Raw genomic sequence first — 16,481 nt, forward strand, 5'->3', positions numbered from 1 at the left:
CGGAGCGAGACACCATGTTTGCCGCTAGATTCTGGGGCTCATTTGCTACCGCTATCGTGTTGTTGCCATCCATCGCGCAGGCTTGTGATGATTGTGCAAAATGTAAAGGCACCGGGTGGTGCACCAAGACCGTTCAGGTCCCTTGCACCGTGATGAAGACAGTCACGGAAACCTGTTATCGCGAGGAACAGCGTGTCGAGACGGTTCTGGTTCCCAAAACGATCAATGTTGAGAAAGAAATCCCCTACGAGTACAACGCTTTGGTCTGTGTCGAAAAAGTCGACGAACAGGTTATCGAGGTGAAAACACCAAAGTTTCGCTGGGTTGAACAAGAATACGAAATCATGGTACCGGCCAAAGATACGGTTACCAAAGTGCGGAAGCGAACTGAATGTGTACCGGTCGTTGAACAGCAAACCTGCATCGAAGATCAAGGATGCTGGAAAATCGAAATGGTGGCGACAGCTTCGTGCGGCGGATGCAAGTGCACCGAAAAGAAGGTTTGGTGCCCAAATCCGGTGGAGGTCACTAAAGACGTGACGGTGATGAAAGAGGTTTGTGTCGAAGAGCCTTACACCTGCGAAGTCGATATCATGGTTCCATACAAGAAGACTCGCAAGGTAAAGGAGTACTTCACCAAGACGGAAACAAAGACGATCAAACACCCCTATAAGACGATGGAGTACCGAAAGAAGACCAAGATGGTCAAGGCTTGCATCCCCGAATGTGTTCAGGTCGAACAGGAACGCACCATTACTGTCAAAGTCCCATACACCGTCGAGAAAGAAGTGCCATGCACGGTGATGAAGACGGTCGAACAGTCTTGTGCGTGCAGCTGCGGATGCGGCGTCTAATGATGTGTTGATGCCCAGTTTTATCTTTTACAAAGTCGCCTCCCGCTCCGAAATGGCCGCGCGAAAGAACGCTACCTACACGGAGTCAATGGCGACCATAGAACGACGGTTGGCGACAAGACACCTGCGATCGCTGGATGACGCGATCTGAGATCATGTGTGGTCAATTCACTTTGCGAAACACATTTACTGCGAGACCGCTTCACTGTGACTTGTTGCGTATTCCGGCAAGGTGTCCAATAGAATCTGGTCGATTGTTTTTCGCAGCATGGGAGTTAGGTGACGGTATTCGTCTGCTTGTTCTCGGCCACCTAAAATCGCAGCCAACCGCTCCAAAACTTGCTTTCGCGTGATCTCCGGAAGTCCCGCGAAGGCGTCTGAATAAATCAGGTAGCTGCATGGGTGTTTGAAAAGTCGAGTTTGCAGGTCGAATTGACGAAGCGATCGGCCTTGCGAATCCAGTTTTCCCTGGCTTTCAAATTCAGTGGCGTAATCTGTTGTGCCGGTGACTTTATCCGTGAGCTGAAATTCTTCACAGAACAGCAGATAGTACAGCAGGTCGTCGACAACCGCCTTGATCCGGCGATGGGCGCTGTCACTAATAAAGCCCTCTGGACGCTCAAGCAGTTCATTCATTTGAAAAGACTGATGCAGCGCCAGACGCGTTTCATAGTTCGCCGCAGCGATCGCATTGTGCATCTGGGTTTGATGCTCCAGCACCATCAGCGCAACGATATCGCTATGTGGCGTTAGGTAAGTCTCGGTGCGGAAATGCTCGGTAAGGTTGGGAACGTTCGCACCTGGTTCTCGATCGAACGTCGTTTCGTCCCCCATACAGATGGTGTTTCCCATGTGCTTCATTTCGCCGTGTGAACCGGTCACGTACCAACCTCCCCAGCGATCTTTGAACTCGCTGGTGTGATCGGTAGTGAACGTTCCGCTGCCTAATTTTGGGCGACCAGCCGCATCGGGAAAGACACTGCGAACAAGGTATCCTGGGATCCCTTGCGTTCGACTTGACGCGTGACAAGACAAGCATCCGCCTTTGTCGCGGACGAAACGTGGTCGAGCGGATTGGTCCTGTTCGAGCGTGTAAAACGTTGCCCCCTGATTGGCATCCGTTGCCGCTATCTCGATCACATCGCCGCGTTGACAGTATCCAACATAAACGTCGTCGTTAAAATAAAGTGACCGAGGTCGACGCGGTGAGATCTTCGAAAGCTGCAAGCTCGTTTTTGAAAAGACCAGCGACTGCGAGTTGATCGGGATTTCAAGTGCTTTCAGTAGCGAGATCAGGTAGCCATATTGCTCGTCAAATTCGAGCGAGGCTTCGCCGGTTTCTAGCTTTCGCTGCAATACTGCAACGCGATCGTTGACCTCGGCGTTAAGGTAGTCAATTGGCGGACGTTCGTAGGAAACTCGCTGCGCCGATGCGGTGATTGCGAAACCAAAGAGTGTCGCAGTCCAGAACGCAACTTGAAGGCAGAGCTTCTTGCGATCGGTTTGTAGAATGAGGCGGGGCATCGAACAACTCTCGGCGTCGACGGTTCGTCAGATGATCAGGTGGGACGGTGCGCAAGCTTGACGAAAACTGCACCCAAGGGTACAGATATAAGGTGGCTAGGTCAAGTTGCGAGCCGCAAAGTCTTTTTGCGTTCCGGTCTGTTTGATTCTGATTTGCCGCGATCAACCGTGGTCAGATGGTTAGCCGGAGCTGCCTCGTGATTGCGACTTTTGATTGAAGGATTTTCGACCATGCTTTCCAAGACGGCAGAGTACGCTCTTCGTTCGATTCTTTGCCTCGCCAGCCGAGACAGTGCGGCTTCGGCAGACACTTTGGCTACAGAGACAAAAGTGCCGAGGCGGTATTTGACGCGAGTCTTGCAGGATTTGGCGAGCGCCGGTTTTGTGACATCGCGTCCTGGCCCTGGCGGCGGGTACGTGCTTTCCCAGCCGACTGATACGACGACCATCCTGGATGTGATCAACGTTGTCGATCCGATCAAACGAATCAAAGCGTGTCCGCTGGGGCTGAAAACGCACACCGAGCTTTGCCCGCTTCACGCAAAGCTTGACCAAGCCTACGCGGATGTCGAGTCAGCGTTTTGTAGCGTCACGCTTAAAGACCTTTTGGAGTCGACCAGTTCGATCATCCCGCTTTGCGAAAGTGCAGAATAGTGCGTGGGTCCAACGTGAGTTTTAGCTTAGCCGAACGGCGTTAGCCGCGGTTCCGTCCGTGTTGGATCTTGGTTTGATAACCGGGGCTAACGCCATTGGCTAATGGGTGAAGTCAGGCAACACCGCGCCTAACGGTCTGCGGCTGATGAGAAGTGATGCTCCGTCGTGCAAGGCGGATAGCATGGAAGCAAGTTAGATTGTGAGCACAAAAACAGAGGTTCGCGATGCCGGCAATCAGCTTGGTGATCTTCTGTAGACAAGGAAACGAATTCGTTCCGCACCAATCGTCTCTTCTCTCTCACCCTCAACTCAAATCTGAAAGGAAGGGCGTCATCCAATTCAGCATGCGTGCGACCACCTGTCGCGTTTCAATTCGACCGACACCTCGTTACCTTACGAGGTTACGCTAATTCAACCCTTCGATCGATCTGGGCAGGAACGATATGCAGATGATTGATTCGAGTGAGATCGAGGCGATCGAGCAATGCCCAGCGCGTCGCATGTGAGTGCACGGATTGGCTTGCATTATTAACCGAATAGGAACGTCATTATGAATGCGAAACGAGTTCAAAGTATTCGATGCGTCGCATGTTTGGCCCTGGTCACATTGGTATTGGGCTGCCGCAAAGACGTGACAGAATCACCCGCTGCATTGCAAACAGAAACGGGTGAGGCCGTCACCATTGTTGCCGATTCGCAGCCCACCGAAGAGCAACGAGCTGAAATGATTGCCTCCAAGGATGCGTTGTTTCAACAGTTGTCTACAAAGCTAATGTCGGCGATGGCGGAGGGTCCGGCGACAGCCATTGCAGTTTGTCAGAAAGAGGCTTCCCAGATCGCGAACGCTGTTGGGAAACAGCACGGTGTAAAGATCGGCCGCGTGGGCGTTCGCCTTCGCAATCCCAACAACACTGGCCCCGACTGGGCGACATCGATGATCGCCTCAAAGCAAGACACTCCGGTATTTGCCAAGTTGAGCAACGGAAACGCTGCGGCGTTGCTTCCGATCAAACTGCAAGTCCAATGTTTGATGTGTCATGGTCCAAATGACCAAATCGCACCGGTCATTCAAGATCAACTCGCTAAGTTGTATCCAAGCGACGAAGCAACCGGTTTTCAGGAAGGCGAACTGCGTGGTTGGTTTTGGGTTGAAAAACCACCTGCCGGAACGCAGAGCAAAACGGACATCTAATCGTAAGAAAGCAAGTCGATGAGTACGAACCATACCAGTGGTGTGCGACAGTTCGCTAACCTTGGAAAGTGGCTTGTCCTAGCCGTGTTGATAGGCGCGGGGATCTACTGGTACCGCTTCATGCCCGTGCCGGTACAGCCTCACGAGATTGCGGCGGGATCGGTCACCGAAGAAGTAATGGGAACCGGGACTTTGGAAGCTCGCATATCAGCAACCATCAGCCCCAAAATTTCGGGACGCATCGCCAAGGTGCTTGCCGATCAGGGCGATTCGGTCTTCAAGGGCGACGAACTTGTGCGGCTTGACGACGATGAATTGCGACAACAGGTTGCTATCGCCCAAGCCAATGTAGATGCGGCCAAGGCAGCGATTGAGCGATTGAAAATCGACAAGCAAAGAGCCAATATCGTTCTGACGCAGGCGCAGAAGAATCTGAACCGAATCCAAAGCCTGAGAAAAAGCGACGCGAGCAGTCAAGATGAACTCGATCGAGCCTCCGAGACGCTGGGGCTGGCGATGGCCGATGTTTCCCGATCCGAAGCGGGCATCAACGAAGGTCAAAAAGAACTGATTTCTGCCGAGAAGAACCTCGAATATCAGGAGGCGAGGCTGCGTGACACGATCATCGTCGCCCCCTTCAGTGGCCTCGTCGTTAAACGTAGCCGAGAGCCAGGTGACGTGGTGGTACCAGGCAGTGCGATGATGACGCTGATTGCTACCGATGAATTGTGGATCAGTGCCTGGGTCGACGAGACACAGATGTCGAAGTTGCAAACCGGCCAATCCAGTCGTGTCGTGTTTCGCTCGCAGCCTGAGCATTCGTTCCCCGCGAAAGTCACCAGAATGGGCCGCGAAGCGGATCGCGAGACGCGTGAATTCATTGTGGATGTCGGTGTGCTGGAACTTCCGAAAAACTGGGCCGTTGGCCAACGAGCCGAGGCTTACATCAAGATCGCCGAGCCGCAGAGCGTGCCCGTTGTCCCCAAATCGTTTCTTGTCAAACGCGATGGAGCCGACGGTGTCTTTGTCAACTTGAATGGCGTTGCCACTTGGCGAGTCGTTTCGCTGGGCGTTCGAGGTACAGAAACGATCGAGGTGATCGACGGTCTATCGATGGGTGACGTCGTCATCAAACCCGGAAACGAACGTGGCACCTTGAAGCCGGGACTCAGGGTCGTGACGCAATGAATCTCGCTTTCAAAGACATTCGACATAACCTGGGTCGCTTTACATTGACGGGCATTGGCATCGGCATGCTGCTAATGATCGTGATGGGCATGGGCGGAATCTATCGCGGAATCATCGAAGACGCGACTTTGCTTGTCGACGATGTCGATGCCGACCTGTGGGTGGTTCAGCGAGAAACACGTGGACCTTTTGCCGAACTATCCCGAGTTCCGCCCAATCTGGTTCATCGAGTCGCCGCTGTGCCCGGCGTCTTGTCGGCGAGAAAATTCGTTTACCACACAATTCAGCGAGAGCGTGACGGCAAGCCACTTCGCATTGCGGTCCTAGGTTTGGACTGGCCGGTAGATCGAGGTGATTGGATTCCGATCACTCAAGGTCGTTCGCTTCAGCAAGCTCACTACGAGATGATCGCGGACGAATCTTTGGGAATGCAACTTCACGAGCAATTGAAGCTTGGCAAGGATCTCTACACCGTTGTTGGCCTTACCAAAAGCATGATTAGCGCGAGTGGTGACGGATTGGCATTCTTTTCCATTTCCGACGCCCAAGCCATTCAATTCGACACGCCAGGGGAAGCGGTTCGACTGGAACGTTCCGCTCGCGGAGAACGTGGTAAGTCGTTCGAGCCCACCGGCATGCAACCGGAGCTTTTGAAACTCGCTTCCAAACCGGCTTCGCAGCTCCCCGCGTTGCCGAGTGCGCAAATCAGTGCGGTGATGGTGAAGCTCGACGCGGGGGCAAGTTCAAAAGCCGTGCAATCGACCGTCGCGGGCTGGGGAGATGTTTCGGTCTTCACAAGCGACGGTCAAAAGGAGTTGTTACTTCGCGGAACTGTCGAAAAAGCAAAACGCCAAATCGGCATGTTTCGGGTCCTGCTGACCGCCATCGCGGCGATCATCATGGCTCTCATTCTTTACACGCTGACACTCGACAAAATTCACTCGATCGCATTGCTTAAATTGATCGGAGCGTCCAACACAGTCATCTTGGGATTGATCCTGCAGCAAGCATTGGTGCTGGGCGTCGTTGGCTACGCGATCGCCTATTTGCTGGGAAGCCAGCTGTTTCCTCATTTCCCCCGTCGCGTCATCCTGGCCGATCGCGACCTCTTGCAGCTCGCCGTCGTCGTGGTGGTGATTTCGATCGGTTCGAGCCTGCTGGGAATATGGAGGGCGTTGAAAGTTTCGCCCAACGAGGCCCTGACATGAACGCCGTGGAAAAGCACGACACCGCTATCGTCGCTTCCAATCTTACCAAGCGATATGGCAGCGGGAACACCGAAGTGATCGCGATGCAGAAAGCTTCGATGGTGGTTAAAACCGGTGAAGTGGTCGCGTTGCTGGGACCGAGTGGTTCAGGCAAGTCGACTTTTCTCACTTCGATTGGTCTGATAAATCCGCCGACTTCGGGAACGATATCGATTCGTGGGCAGATGGTTCTCGATGGCGAGAACCCGCTAGTCAACTTGCGTTCTTATCGGCGCCAACACATCGGCTACGTATTTCAAAAATCTAACCTCATTCCGTTTCTGTCGGCGATCGAAAATGTTCAGATCGCAATGCAACTCAATGGCGAAACCAGGCGTGCGTCGTATCGCCGCGCGATCGACCTGATGGAATACCTTGGGGTCGCCGACCGAGCTAACAACCTTCCGTCGATGCTTTCAGGCGGTCAGCAGCAGCGAGTCGCAGTAGCTCGTGCACTAGCGAACCGCCCGAGCGTCATCCTCGCCGATGAACCCACCGCGGCACTCGACGGCCATCGTGGTCGACAGGTAATGGAATTATTCGCCAAGGTAGCGCACGAGCAGGGATCAGCGGTCATTGTGGTGACGCACGATCATCGCTCGCTGGATGTTTTTGATACGACCTATCAAATGGAAGACGGCGTGATCTCTCAAACGATTGCCGATCGCTGAGATTCCTTTGTCCCAGTTTTTGATTCGGTTGAAACGGCGCAAGCAATCAGTCTCTACCGCGAACCCTATCTAGTCCGTTGAAGAGGTCGTGTCGCTCTCGATGTCATTGAGTTTGTAAATCAGTGCGCGTCGACTGATACCAAGCTTCTTTGCAGTCTGGGTTCGGTTCCCACCACATTCGTGAAGCGTCGCCATGATGGTCGCCCGTTCGACTTGAGACAACCGGCCGGCGTACCGCGAATTGTCGATCGGCTCGGATGCGATGTTCGCCGGCAGATGCTCCGGCAAAATCACGTCACCTTGGCACAGCAAACAAGCTCGCTGAATCGCGTTTCGCAACTCACGAACGTTGCCGGTCCAGGAATGCGTCACGATCGCCTGGGTTGCTTGGGGTGACATGCGGACTTGTCGATTTGCAAATTGGCTAGCGAAATGCCTTGCCAGCGGCAGTATGTCTTCGCGACGATCGGAGAGTGCCGGAACGATCAATTCGACAACGTTCAGTCGATAGTAAAGGTCTTCGCGAAAGCGACCTGCTTGCACTTCATCGACTAAATTTCGGTTCGTCGCCGCTATCAGACGGGTATCGATTTGAACTGGTCGATCGGAGCCCACGGGGGTGATGTCCTTTGCCTCCAACGCACGAAGCAGTTTTGGCTGCATCTCCAGAGGCATCTCACCAATTTCATCCAGAAATAAGCTTCCACCGTTCGCGGTTCGAAATAGTCCTTGGCGAACTTCCGATGCTCCCGTGAACGCTCCCTTCACGTGTCCGAAGAGCTCACTTTCAACCAACGTTGCCGACAAACCGGCGCAGTTGGCTGTCACCAATCGTTGGGACGCACGCGGACTCCAATCGTGGATCAGTTGAGCGATCCATTCTTTGCCAGCACCGCTTGGTCCTTGAATCAATATCGGGGCCTCAGAGGGAGCAACGACCGCGACCGTTTCGACCAGCCGACGCATCACGCGACTTTCGAAAACGAATCCAGCAGGCAGTTCAGGCAAAACAGTTTTGCTTGGCGAGCTAGTTGTCGGGATTGCCAACGCGTCGTAGACCGCGACTTTCAGCTCTTCGAGGTCAATCGGTTTAGACAAGTAGTCGTCGGCACCACTTTTGACGGCCGCCACGGCTTGTCGAACGTCTGCGTAAGCGGTGATCAAAACGACCGGAACCGTTGGCAAGATTTCACGTATTTTTGGAAGTGCATCGATGCCACTGATTCCAGGCAAACGCACGTCCAGCAAAATCATATCGGGCGGTTGTTGCCCAAGTGTTTCAAGCATCGCTTCGGCGGAATCCGATTCAATGATCGTGAATCCGAGCCCCTGAAAGAATCCGCCGATCAGTTTTCGCTGAGAAGGCTCATCGTCCACCACCATCAATGCGGCCGAGTCGGAACCGCGTTTGGCTGCGGAGATTTTTGTCATGCGTTTATCTGGATTTTCGTTGGCACAAATTTTGTCGACTGCTTGTTCAAGACTCACGCGTTTCGGATCCCGTCGATCCAAAAGACGCTGCCACCTCCATTGCCAGGCTTGTAACCCGCCTCCCAATGATGTGCAACCGCAATGCGACGCACAACGGAAAGTCCCAACCCGGTTCCTCCCGGACGTCGGCTTACATATGGCTCGAACAGCGTGTCAGCGATGTCAACAGAAGCGCCAGGACCTTGGTCGGCAACTTCCAACCGGAACGCACCACGGCGCGAATTGTTCAACGAAATTGTAATCGTACTTTGCTCGGGTGCGAATGCGATCGCATTCTGCAGCAGGTTGAATAGCACTTGACGCAACTGTTCACGATCGGCCTGGATCGCACTTGGTTGATCAAGGCGACGCGTATCCAATCGAAGATGCTTGGCATCCAAGTCGGACTGCAACAGCGTTTGCAACTCCGCAACAAGTTTGTCCAAAGCCACGGCCCCGATGTCGGCTTCCGCTTGACGCGCGAACGCAAGGAACTGGTTGATACGTGCGGTCACTCGGTCGCATTCTTCCAACACGGCTTCTGCCTGTTCCTGTTGCTCTTCGGCCGGTAATCCCGACGCGACCAGCCTCTGCGTCCAACCACGAATCAAGCCTAGGGGGTTGCGAGTTTCGTGCGCCAATCCTGCCGCCGCTTGTCCCAACTCTCGCAGGTGCCTCGTTTCTGCCTGTAGGACTCGTGTCGTTCCCTCGGAACGCGCCAACCGCACCGTAAATTGCCAAACCGCCCCCGCTGCGATGAGTAGCAACGTTCCCAAGGCTACGGTCAGAATTCGATTCCTGGCTTCGCGATCAACCTGAGTAATCAAAGTGGTGCGATCCAAGACAACCGTAGAATGGAATTCCACAACATCCGGTACATTCACGTGCTCAGTAAATCCTCCGCGCAAAGGTGGATCGTTGCGCATAGTAAAGTCTCGAACAACGAGAAGAGTGTTCCCGCTGGTATGTTCGCCAACGGGCAATCTAAGATCAACAAGATCACGGTCACCCGCAAAATAGACTTCGCCAGATCCATCGTTGACGACGACCGCGATCGCAAGCACGTTCTTGGACCTTGCGAGTACCTCAAGCGTGGACGGCAGTTGTTGCCGAACAAACGGCCCGAACCAACGATGCGACTGAACGCCGCTGCTGACGGCGCTGGATAGTGCGTCTGCTTGCGATGAAAGCGAATCGTGTATCAGTCGGCATTGATGGTCATGCTCCGTCCGCTGCCATGCGGCGAACATAATCCAGAGAGCAACTAAGGAGATAAGACCAACGAAATTCGGCTTCGGAATTTGTAGGATGCTTGTTTTCTGCATCGTATTTTTTTACCACGATTGTTCGCCGGCAGGCGACGTTGTCAGGCGATCGCTGTAGCAACGAATTGTTGGTGTGCAATTTCGACCTGTTACAAAGTCGCCTTTTAATCCGAAGAACTGGCTAAAAAGAGCCCTGCGTTTGCGCGGAAAGAAGGACGACAAAAGAAAACCAATTGACAGCGACCTCCTCGATCTTACCGACCGCGTCTCTTGCCACCGCCGCCTTGTCTCGCACCAATCTGTCTTTGTCCGCCGCGGCCCTTTCCAGTCGAGTTTACGATTTGATCGAAGTCCGCTTGGGACAAGAATTCGGCATTGTAGCTTGAACCTTGTTTTAAAATCTGCGACGCGAACGCACGCAAGTGATTTTGCGAACCGTGCATCAAGTGTTGCAATACCTGGCGAACCTGCGGGTCATTGGTTTGGTTTAAGACTTGCCTCAGGTCAGCGATGTCCATCTCTTCAATTTTTGCGCCCACTTTCAAGGCATCCAGCGAGCTACGCGAACCACTCGCCACGAGAGTTTCATAGAGCTGCCTATAATCGGCGAACGCAAAGACGCCTGGGTTATCGTTGAAGACTTCTCCTCCGCCTCCACGAAGCAGTCGCTCAATCGCCTGCATATGTTGACTCTCAGCACGCGAGATATTTCGAAAGATCGGCAGCGTCGATGTCTTGGCCAAATGGGTATAGACATCCCGAGCTAATTTTTCCTCCTCCCGCATGCGAAGCAGGTCGGGTGCGCCATTATTTTCCAGAAGATTCCCAGAAGCCTGGCCCTGGTTCGCCATGCGAGTTCGAGCATTCGCTTGCGATTGCATTCCGCCTGCATTCACGCCACGAAATAGCGTGCCAGTGGCTGTTTGTGTTTGAAGCGCGGCGCGATCTCCCCCACGACCTTGACCTGGGGCACCATTGCCTCGACGTTGTTGCGACAACACATCCGGGGCGGCCATCAAAAGTGCGAGCAATGCACCGAGACTGATGAGTGAGCGTTTCATGGTTTTCCCCTTGCGGTTTCGAGCGTGAGATATCAGTTCATGCCCCTTTAGAATTTGCAAATGAAATACCGGTTCGTATGTGTTGTTCGAGACTCCAAACAGAAAGTTGTCTCACACCTCGAAATCCCCGCGATAAGCCGGACAAAATTATCCAAATCCAATTGCGGAATCAGGATCAGTGATGTCTTCGTACACCCGGGCCTGCAAATTTTGCACAGCTCCGAAGACGAGGTACTGCAAGTGTTGCACGATCGAATCGCGACGCTCTGACTAGTTGAACGACTGATCGCAAAAATACGCGTCTTGTTTGATTGGTCGTTTGAGTATGGAGACCAGGATTCACGTCGCTTTTGGAGCGTGGTCGTTTGAATTGAAACGTATTCTCCGCCAATTGAACTGCGGTCGGCACAGCGGTTGCGAATAGGCGTGGCAAGTCAAGCAAACCTATCTGGCACACTCGGTGCCCGAAAATGCACACATCTTTCAAGGAAAGAACAATGAAAAGACTTGTTTCGCTAGCGCTCACATTATCGATTGTCGCAGCACTCGGAGCCGCTTTGCAGGGCATGAGTCCAAACGAAGAGCCGACGGAATCAGGCAAGTCGTGTTGCCAGAAGTTTGCGGTAGCTCCAGAAGTCGTTGCGTCATTACCCAGTAAAGACAGTGACTCGACAAACAGTGACTCGACAAAATGCGGCGTTGGCCTATGCCCAATCTCCAAGGAAACACCAAGCTGCTGCGAAGGCTCGGCCACAACAAACTTGATCTCCACTGATGTCGGCAACGAACCGCAATGCAAAAATTGCAAGGAACAATGCAGCACTTGCGCGGGAGCGAGCAAAGCGGCGGAGACCGCCAAAAGCGACCAGCCGGTATCCACACGAAAGAAGGCGGGAAGCAATGGAGGCATGGGGCAAGGTCACGCGGGTGATTTGCAACACCAAAAAGATCACCAAGAATTTTTCTTTCTGATTGAACACCGCGACTCGATTCGCCGCACCGTGAATGATCTTCCCAACGGTGTCGAAACACTGACCGAATCGGATGACGATGAAGTCGCAAGCATGATTCAATCGCACGTCGAAGCGATGTACGTACGAATGGAAAACGCGAACCCAATTCGAATGCGAGATCCATTGTTTCGCGAAGTTTTCATGAATGCCAAGAAGATAAAAATGGAAGTGGAACACACCGATCACGGTGTTCGTGTCACGGAAACTTCTGACGATCCCTACGCTGTCAAACTCATCCAGGCCCATTCAAAAGTCGTGTCGCTTTGGATCAAGAACGGATACTCCGAGTTGCCGAAGAACCACGCCGCGCCAGCGAAGTAAGACGCAAATCAAAGCGGGATCAATGCCTTTGGCATCGCATTTATATTTAGGGCACCATCAGCCGCATCGCGCGAGCGGTTCGTTGTCTTGATGCATGCCGTTAACCGCGGGCTGGCGCCGCGCGGCTGATGTAGTGCGTGCGTTGCGTAAAGATCAAGAGCTGTATCAACCGTCGCTATCGCGAACACGGCTCAATTGCCAGCTGGTTCATCAGCCGAACGGCGTTTGCCGCGGTTCCGTGCGGTTTGGTGCCGGGGTCTGATAAGAAGGAAGCTCTGATAGTGCGAGCAACAATCAGCCGCATCGCGCGAGCGAGCAGTTTGTTGTCTTGCCCCATGCCGCTAACCGCGGGCTGGCGCCGCGCGGCTGATGTAGTGCGCTGCGTTGTGTGGAGTTCAAGAGCTGTATGAACTGTGGCTATTGCCACTACGGCTCGATTGCCAGCTGTCCCATCAGCCGAACGGCATAAACCGCAAAAACATGAGCCGTACGGCGTTTGCCGCGGTTCCGTGCGGTTTGGTGCCGGGGTCTGATAAGAAGGAAGCTCTGATAGTGCGAGCAACAATCAGCCGCATCGCGCGAGCGAGCGGTTTGTTGTCTTGCCCTATGCCACTAACCGCGGGCTGGCGCCGCGCGGCTGATGTAGTGCGCTGCGTTGTGCAAAGTTCAAGAGCTGTATCAACCGTCGCTATCGCGAATGCGGTGCAAGCGTCAGCTGTCTCATCAGCCGTACGGCGTTAGCCGCGGATGCTGGACCTGAAGTCAATGTGCACGAAACCGGGGCTAACGCCCATCGGCTGATGAGTGGAGTCAGGCCAGGTGTGGCCTAACGTCTCGCTGGTGATTTGAAACGTCCTAAAGATCACCAAGTTTCACTTGATCATTTCGAAATTCTTTTGGCTCTTTGCGCGATACCGTTTTGATGCAGCGTCAAGGCATAGGCTGGACCGTTGCTTCGCAAATGAAATTCGAGCTGGGCTTTTACACTTCGGTAGGACCACTTCGTCGGTGAATCCGCAAACACTTGCTGCGTCGGTTGATTTGTGATCCCAACCAACAGCCGCTGCCCCTCCAATTTGACGTCGAAGATGAAGTTGGGATTCAATTGGTAGCGACCGACCAACCTTTCCGGAGCCACCTCCATGTCTGCTGCAGAAGACGCATCCGTCGCATTGTTCTTTTGAACCTTTGCATACTTGGTCATCAAATAGCTGACCATCTCATCGCACGCCGGAAAGGCCTGCGGTTCACCAGTATTGGTGCAAACGATCGCCGCAAAGTTTGACTCTGGCAAAACCCAGATCAAAGAAAATGTATTCGTATTCGATCCGGCATGATTCAGTGCCGGGCCAAAGGGCGTGTCCAAACAAATCCAACCGCCTCCGTATTTAGCTCCTGATGGACTTTGCTCGACCTGTGGAAGATGAAGATGATCGAACGTGGCCTGCGATTTAAGGACGGGTTCTGGCTTTCCCTTTAAATGCCAATGCGCGTACTTCGCATAGTCTTCGATGGAAATATTGACGGTTCCGGCGGCCGCGTAGACAGACGGATTTTCAGCTCCCACGGTACGAGGATCTACGGGGGTTCCGTCCGCTTGATGCCCCCACAATATCGGCGCTCGCAATCTTTTCGCAGAAGCGAGTGTGCGAAAGTCTGCAGATCGCATGTCGAGCGGAGCAAACAAATGTTTTTGCATCAGCGACTCGTACGACTCTTTGGCACGCGTTTCCAGCATTGCTGAAGCGATCGCATAGCCCAGATTCGAATAGTGATACTTGCCCTGTGGATTTGTTGGTGCAGAGCCGAGCACCACCTTTAACATTCGGCGGCGTTCAAGCGGGGCTGACTGTTTCTCTTCAAAGAAAGCCGCCCATGCCGACGGTGACAGGTCGGAAATGTTCGTTGGCAAGCCACTTTGATGAGTCAAAAGCTGGTCGAGCGTAACCGACTTCAGTTTCGGATGGATGTCTTTGTCCGTCGCGTTTGGCCAGACGTCTCCGATCGTGGTTGTCCATTCAATCTTGTTGGCGTCCACCAAAACGCCAGCCAAGGTCGCCGTCATGGACTTGGTGTTCGAGCCGATCGGAAATCGATCAGAGAGCGAAACTCGATCCGTTGTTCCTCGCTTTCGAACACCGAAGCAGTCCGCCTGAACAATCCCTTCGGAACTGATCAAGACGACTGCCATTGCCGGCACATTTTTATCGCGACAGGTCGAAGCGAGCTTTGCCGAAAGCTCGTCAGAAGTGCTTTGGCAAAACGCTTCCGTTTGCACAGAAAGCAAAGCGAATATCGATAAAGAACCAAGCCATGTTCTTCGAGACAGAACACCAGTCCAATTTGACCGTGGCCACTTCATAGATCGTCTTGGGATTGGGGAGATGTCGCGGCAGGGAGGATCGAGTCGACCACAAGACTCAGTTGCCCTAGTCGCCACGGAATATCTCCATACGAACCGGTCCTATACTCTTGGTCACTCGCACCTTGGAAAACCAACTGCAAATCTGTTGGCGAGATTTCCATCCGCTGGTCATTTGATTCACGGATCAGTTCTCCATGGCTGTAGGACTGGGCCCAAGAATCGGCTTGATTGGTCACGTTAATTGGTGACACAAATGGCTTTTCCAAAGAATCTGCAAGAGGCTTCCACGTGGAAGCGAGATTGTCGGCCAAATAGGCTTTGAAATAGCGTCGCCGTCCTTGCTGAGCTTCGACGAACGTCAAATACTTGCCAGTGTTCGAAATCGCATAAGTATGGCTGGCTTCAAAGATGTCAGCGTGCAATGCGACGACTGGATCAGACCAACCTGAATCAGGAAAGTCAGATAGCTTTGTTTGAGCTCGCCACATCCTTCCGTCCAACGATGTAAAAAACAAAAAGGCATCTTGCTCGTCACAGATCACCCAAAAATCGAGCCCCGCTTTCATGCCTTCTTTGACGACGTAGAGAGGCTTGGGTCGGGTCCAGCCTTGAGCGTTGGTAATGTCTTTGTTGGTGGAAAAACAAGGGCCGTACTTTAATCCGCGAGAACTGTCGACGGCTTGGTAGATCAAATACCACGTCTGCTGTGGTTCGAAGAAAAAGATTTGCGGCGCACCGTGGTATTCATCAGTGAGATCAAGGATCTGCCAGTCCGCTTGGTTGGCTTGTTCCCAATGGTCAAATGAAAGGTATCCGATCCGGATTCGGCCATTGCCCTCCAGCTTTTTTCGAACAGAACAAAACATGTGCCAGCGGCCATCATGCCGGACAACGGAAGGATCCTTAATCGCTAGCCATGGGTGGTCTGGCGATTCGGGCAACTTTCCGTCTGCAACTGAGATCAGAGGCGAGCCCACCTTCCAACGAAAGGTGCCGTCAAACCAAGACGGCGTTTCTGGAGTTTGGGCAATGGCGCTTGCTGAAGGGATTGTCAGTGAGAAGATCAGCAATATCGCCGACGACAGAATCTGCCGCGAGTTGATCGCGTGAGGCACCTGAAGGGACATCACTTGAATCGATCGTGACCAAATCGGTCCGACTGCCTGAGCCATCGTTTTTTCGCCTCGCTGGAGTATTGCCACAAGTCGAAAGCACCACTTTCCAGCGTGTTCTGGGGGTGGGCTCGTCGGCGCGGCCAAAATGCTTACGATTTAGCTCCATCATAAACGATTACCCCCTACCCTACCGAGGCTTCCCACCATGGCCCGATTGGCCCACCATGTTTTCTTCACACTGAAAGACAAAAGCGACGCTGCCGTTGAAAGTTTGCTGAGCGATGCCAAAGAATATCTGGACAACCATGACGGCGTTATCGACTTTGCCGTCGGCCGTCGCGACACCGAGCTAAGCCGCGAAGTGAATGTGAAGTACGACGTTTCGCTTCACGTCATTTTCAAAGATCGCGCCACTCACGACGTCTACCAAACCGCGCCACGCCACGTGACGTTTATCGAGCGTCAAAAAGAAAACTGGGCTCAGGTGCAAGTTTGCGACAGCTTGCTCGAAGAGTAGGCGACGAAGTACCTACGGGTTCCC

The 16,481-nt window shown here is 53.2% G+C and carries 14 protein-coding genes; 8 read left to right on the top strand and 6 right to left on the bottom strand.

The features are described 5' to 3' along the window. Window positions 1–14 precede the first annotated feature (14 nt). Window positions 15–854, top strand: a complete 840-nt coding sequence (locus LOC67_RS11005) for a hypothetical protein (RefSeq protein ID WP_230262651.1) — start codon at window positions 15–17, stop codon at window positions 852–854. 186 nt (window positions 855–1,040) lie between these two features. Here LOC67_RS11005 and LOC67_RS11010 read toward each other — a convergent pair whose 3' ends face one another. After that, window positions 1,041–2,378 (bottom strand): hypothetical protein, encoded by a 1,338-nt coding sequence (locus LOC67_RS11010; RefSeq protein WP_230262652.1) that lies wholly within the window; start codon window positions 2,376–2,378, stop codon window positions 1,041–1,043. 231 nt (window positions 2,379–2,609) lie between these two features. Here LOC67_RS11010 and LOC67_RS11015 point away from each other — a divergent pair, with 231 nt between their 5' ends. The 5 genes from LOC67_RS11015 (at window position 2,610) to LOC67_RS11035 (ending at window position 7,330) form a co-directional block, all read left to right on the top strand. Continuing rightward, window positions 2,610–3,032: an RrF2 family transcriptional regulator gene (locus tag LOC67_RS11015; RefSeq protein WP_230262653.1), complete on the top strand. Its 423-nt coding sequence runs from the start codon at window positions 2,610–2,612 to the stop codon at window positions 3,030–3,032. Between the two features lie 550 nt (window positions 3,033–3,582). Continuing rightward, window positions 3,583–4,224: a DUF3365 domain-containing protein gene (locus LOC67_RS11020; protein ID WP_230262654.1), complete on the top strand. Its 642-nt coding sequence runs from the start codon at window positions 3,583–3,585 to the stop codon at window positions 4,222–4,224. Between the two features lie 18 nt (window positions 4,225–4,242). After that, complete coding sequence (locus LOC67_RS11025) at window positions 4,243–5,412, top strand: efflux RND transporter periplasmic adaptor subunit (RefSeq protein WP_230262655.1); 1,170 nt, start codon at window positions 4,243–4,245, stop codon at window positions 5,410–5,412. Next, complete coding sequence (locus LOC67_RS11030) at window positions 5,409–6,620, top strand: ABC transporter permease (RefSeq protein WP_230262656.1); 1,212 nt, start codon at window positions 5,409–5,411, stop codon at window positions 6,618–6,620. The genes LOC67_RS11025 and LOC67_RS11030 overlap by 4 nt, the downstream gene beginning before the upstream one ends. After that, complete coding sequence (locus LOC67_RS11035) at window positions 6,617–7,330, top strand: ABC transporter ATP-binding protein (RefSeq protein ID WP_230262657.1); 714 nt, start codon at window positions 6,617–6,619, stop codon at window positions 7,328–7,330. The genes LOC67_RS11030 and LOC67_RS11035 overlap by 4 nt, the downstream gene beginning before the upstream one ends. Before the next feature lie 69 nt (window positions 7,331–7,399). Here LOC67_RS11035 and LOC67_RS11040 read toward each other — a convergent pair whose 3' ends face one another. The 3 genes from LOC67_RS11040 to LOC67_RS11050 form a co-directional block, all read right to left on the bottom strand. After that, window positions 7,400–8,761: a sigma-54-dependent transcriptional regulator gene (locus LOC67_RS11040; protein ID WP_230262658.1), complete on the bottom strand. Its 1,362-nt coding sequence runs from the start codon at window positions 8,759–8,761 to the stop codon at window positions 7,400–7,402. A 53-nt stretch (window positions 8,762–8,814) separates the two neighbouring features. Further along, window positions 8,815–10,125 carry an ATP-binding protein gene (locus LOC67_RS11045; RefSeq protein ID WP_230262659.1) on the bottom strand — a complete coding sequence of 437 codons (1,311 nt, stop codon included), beginning with the start codon at window positions 10,123–10,125 and terminating at the stop codon, window positions 8,815–8,817. 194 nt (window positions 10,126–10,319) lie between these two features. Further along, the gene (locus tag LOC67_RS11050) at window positions 10,320–11,126 is read right to left on the bottom strand and encodes a DUF2202 domain-containing protein (protein ID WP_230262660.1); all 807 of its coding nucleotides are present in this window, start codon (window positions 11,124–11,126) and stop codon (window positions 10,320–10,322) included. Window positions 11,127–11,623: 497 nt separating this feature from the next. Between LOC67_RS11050 and LOC67_RS11055 the strand changes: the two genes are divergently transcribed. Then, the gene (locus LOC67_RS11055) at window positions 11,624–12,460 is read left to right on the top strand and encodes a hypothetical protein (protein WP_230262661.1); all 837 of its coding nucleotides are present in this window, start codon (window positions 11,624–11,626) and stop codon (window positions 12,458–12,460) included. Window positions 12,461–13,340: 880 nt separating this feature from the next. Here LOC67_RS11055 and LOC67_RS11060 read toward each other — a convergent pair. Beyond that, on the bottom strand, window positions 13,341–14,738 hold the full coding sequence (locus tag LOC67_RS11060; RefSeq protein ID WP_230262712.1) for a serine hydrolase: 1,398 nt from the start codon (window positions 14,736–14,738) through the stop codon (window positions 13,341–13,343). A gap of 80 nt (window positions 14,739–14,818) precedes the next feature. Next, complete coding sequence (locus LOC67_RS11065) at window positions 14,819–15,997, bottom strand: non-reducing end alpha-L-arabinofuranosidase family hydrolase (RefSeq protein WP_230262662.1); 1,179 nt, start codon at window positions 15,995–15,997, stop codon at window positions 14,819–14,821. 148 nt (window positions 15,998–16,145) lie between these two features. Between LOC67_RS11065 and LOC67_RS11070 the strand changes: the two genes are divergently transcribed. Next, window positions 16,146–16,457, top strand: coding sequence for a Dabb family protein (locus LOC67_RS11070; RefSeq protein WP_230262663.1), 312 nt, complete (start codon window positions 16,146–16,148; stop codon window positions 16,455–16,457). Window positions 16,458–16,481: the final 24 nt, after the last annotated feature.

The organism is Stieleria sp. JC731, from assembly GCF_020966635.1.
Taxonomy (GTDB): domain Bacteria; phylum Planctomycetota; class Planctomycetia; order Pirellulales; family Pirellulaceae; genus Stieleria.

What these genes read in the sequence shown, in the direction of transcription:
- LOC67_RS11005 (WP_230262651.1), top strand. Translation starts at nt 15, where the DNA reads ATGTTTGCCGCTAGATTCTGGGGCTCATTTGCTACCGCTATCGTGTTG.
- LOC67_RS11010 (WP_230262652.1), bottom strand. Translation starts at nt 2,378, where the DNA reads ATGCCCCGCCTCATTCTACAAACCGATCGCAAGAAGCTCTGCCTTCAA.
- LOC67_RS11015 (WP_230262653.1), top strand. Translation starts at nt 2,610, where the DNA reads ATGCTTTCCAAGACGGCAGAGTACGCTCTTCGTTCGATTCTTTGCCTC.
- LOC67_RS11020 (WP_230262654.1), top strand. Translation starts at nt 3,583, where the DNA reads ATGAATGCGAAACGAGTTCAAAGTATTCGATGCGTCGCATGTTTGGCC.
- LOC67_RS11025 (WP_230262655.1), top strand. Translation starts at nt 4,243, where the DNA reads ATGAGTACGAACCATACCAGTGGTGTGCGACAGTTCGCTAACCTTGGA.
- LOC67_RS11030 (WP_230262656.1), top strand. Translation starts at nt 5,409, where the DNA reads ATGAATCTCGCTTTCAAAGACATTCGACATAACCTGGGTCGCTTTACA.
- LOC67_RS11035 (WP_230262657.1), top strand. Translation starts at nt 6,617, where the DNA reads ATGAACGCCGTGGAAAAGCACGACACCGCTATCGTCGCTTCCAATCTT.
- LOC67_RS11040 (WP_230262658.1), bottom strand. Translation starts at nt 8,761, where the DNA reads ATGACAAAAATCTCCGCAGCCAAACGCGGTTCCGACTCGGCCGCATTG.
- LOC67_RS11045 (WP_230262659.1), bottom strand. Translation starts at nt 10,125, where the DNA reads ATGCAGAAAACAAGCATCCTACAAATTCCGAAGCCGAATTTCGTTGGT.
- LOC67_RS11050 (WP_230262660.1), bottom strand. Translation starts at nt 11,126, where the DNA reads ATGAAACGCTCACTCATCAGTCTCGGTGCATTGCTCGCACTTTTGATG.
- LOC67_RS11055 (WP_230262661.1), top strand. Translation starts at nt 11,624, where the DNA reads ATGAAAAGACTTGTTTCGCTAGCGCTCACATTATCGATTGTCGCAGCA.
- LOC67_RS11065 (WP_230262662.1), bottom strand. Translation starts at nt 15,997, where the DNA reads ATGGCTCAGGCAGTCGGACCGATTTGGTCACGATCGATTCAAGTGATG.
- LOC67_RS11070 (WP_230262663.1), top strand. Translation starts at nt 16,146, where the DNA reads ATGGCCCGATTGGCCCACCATGTTTTCTTCACACTGAAAGACAAAAGC.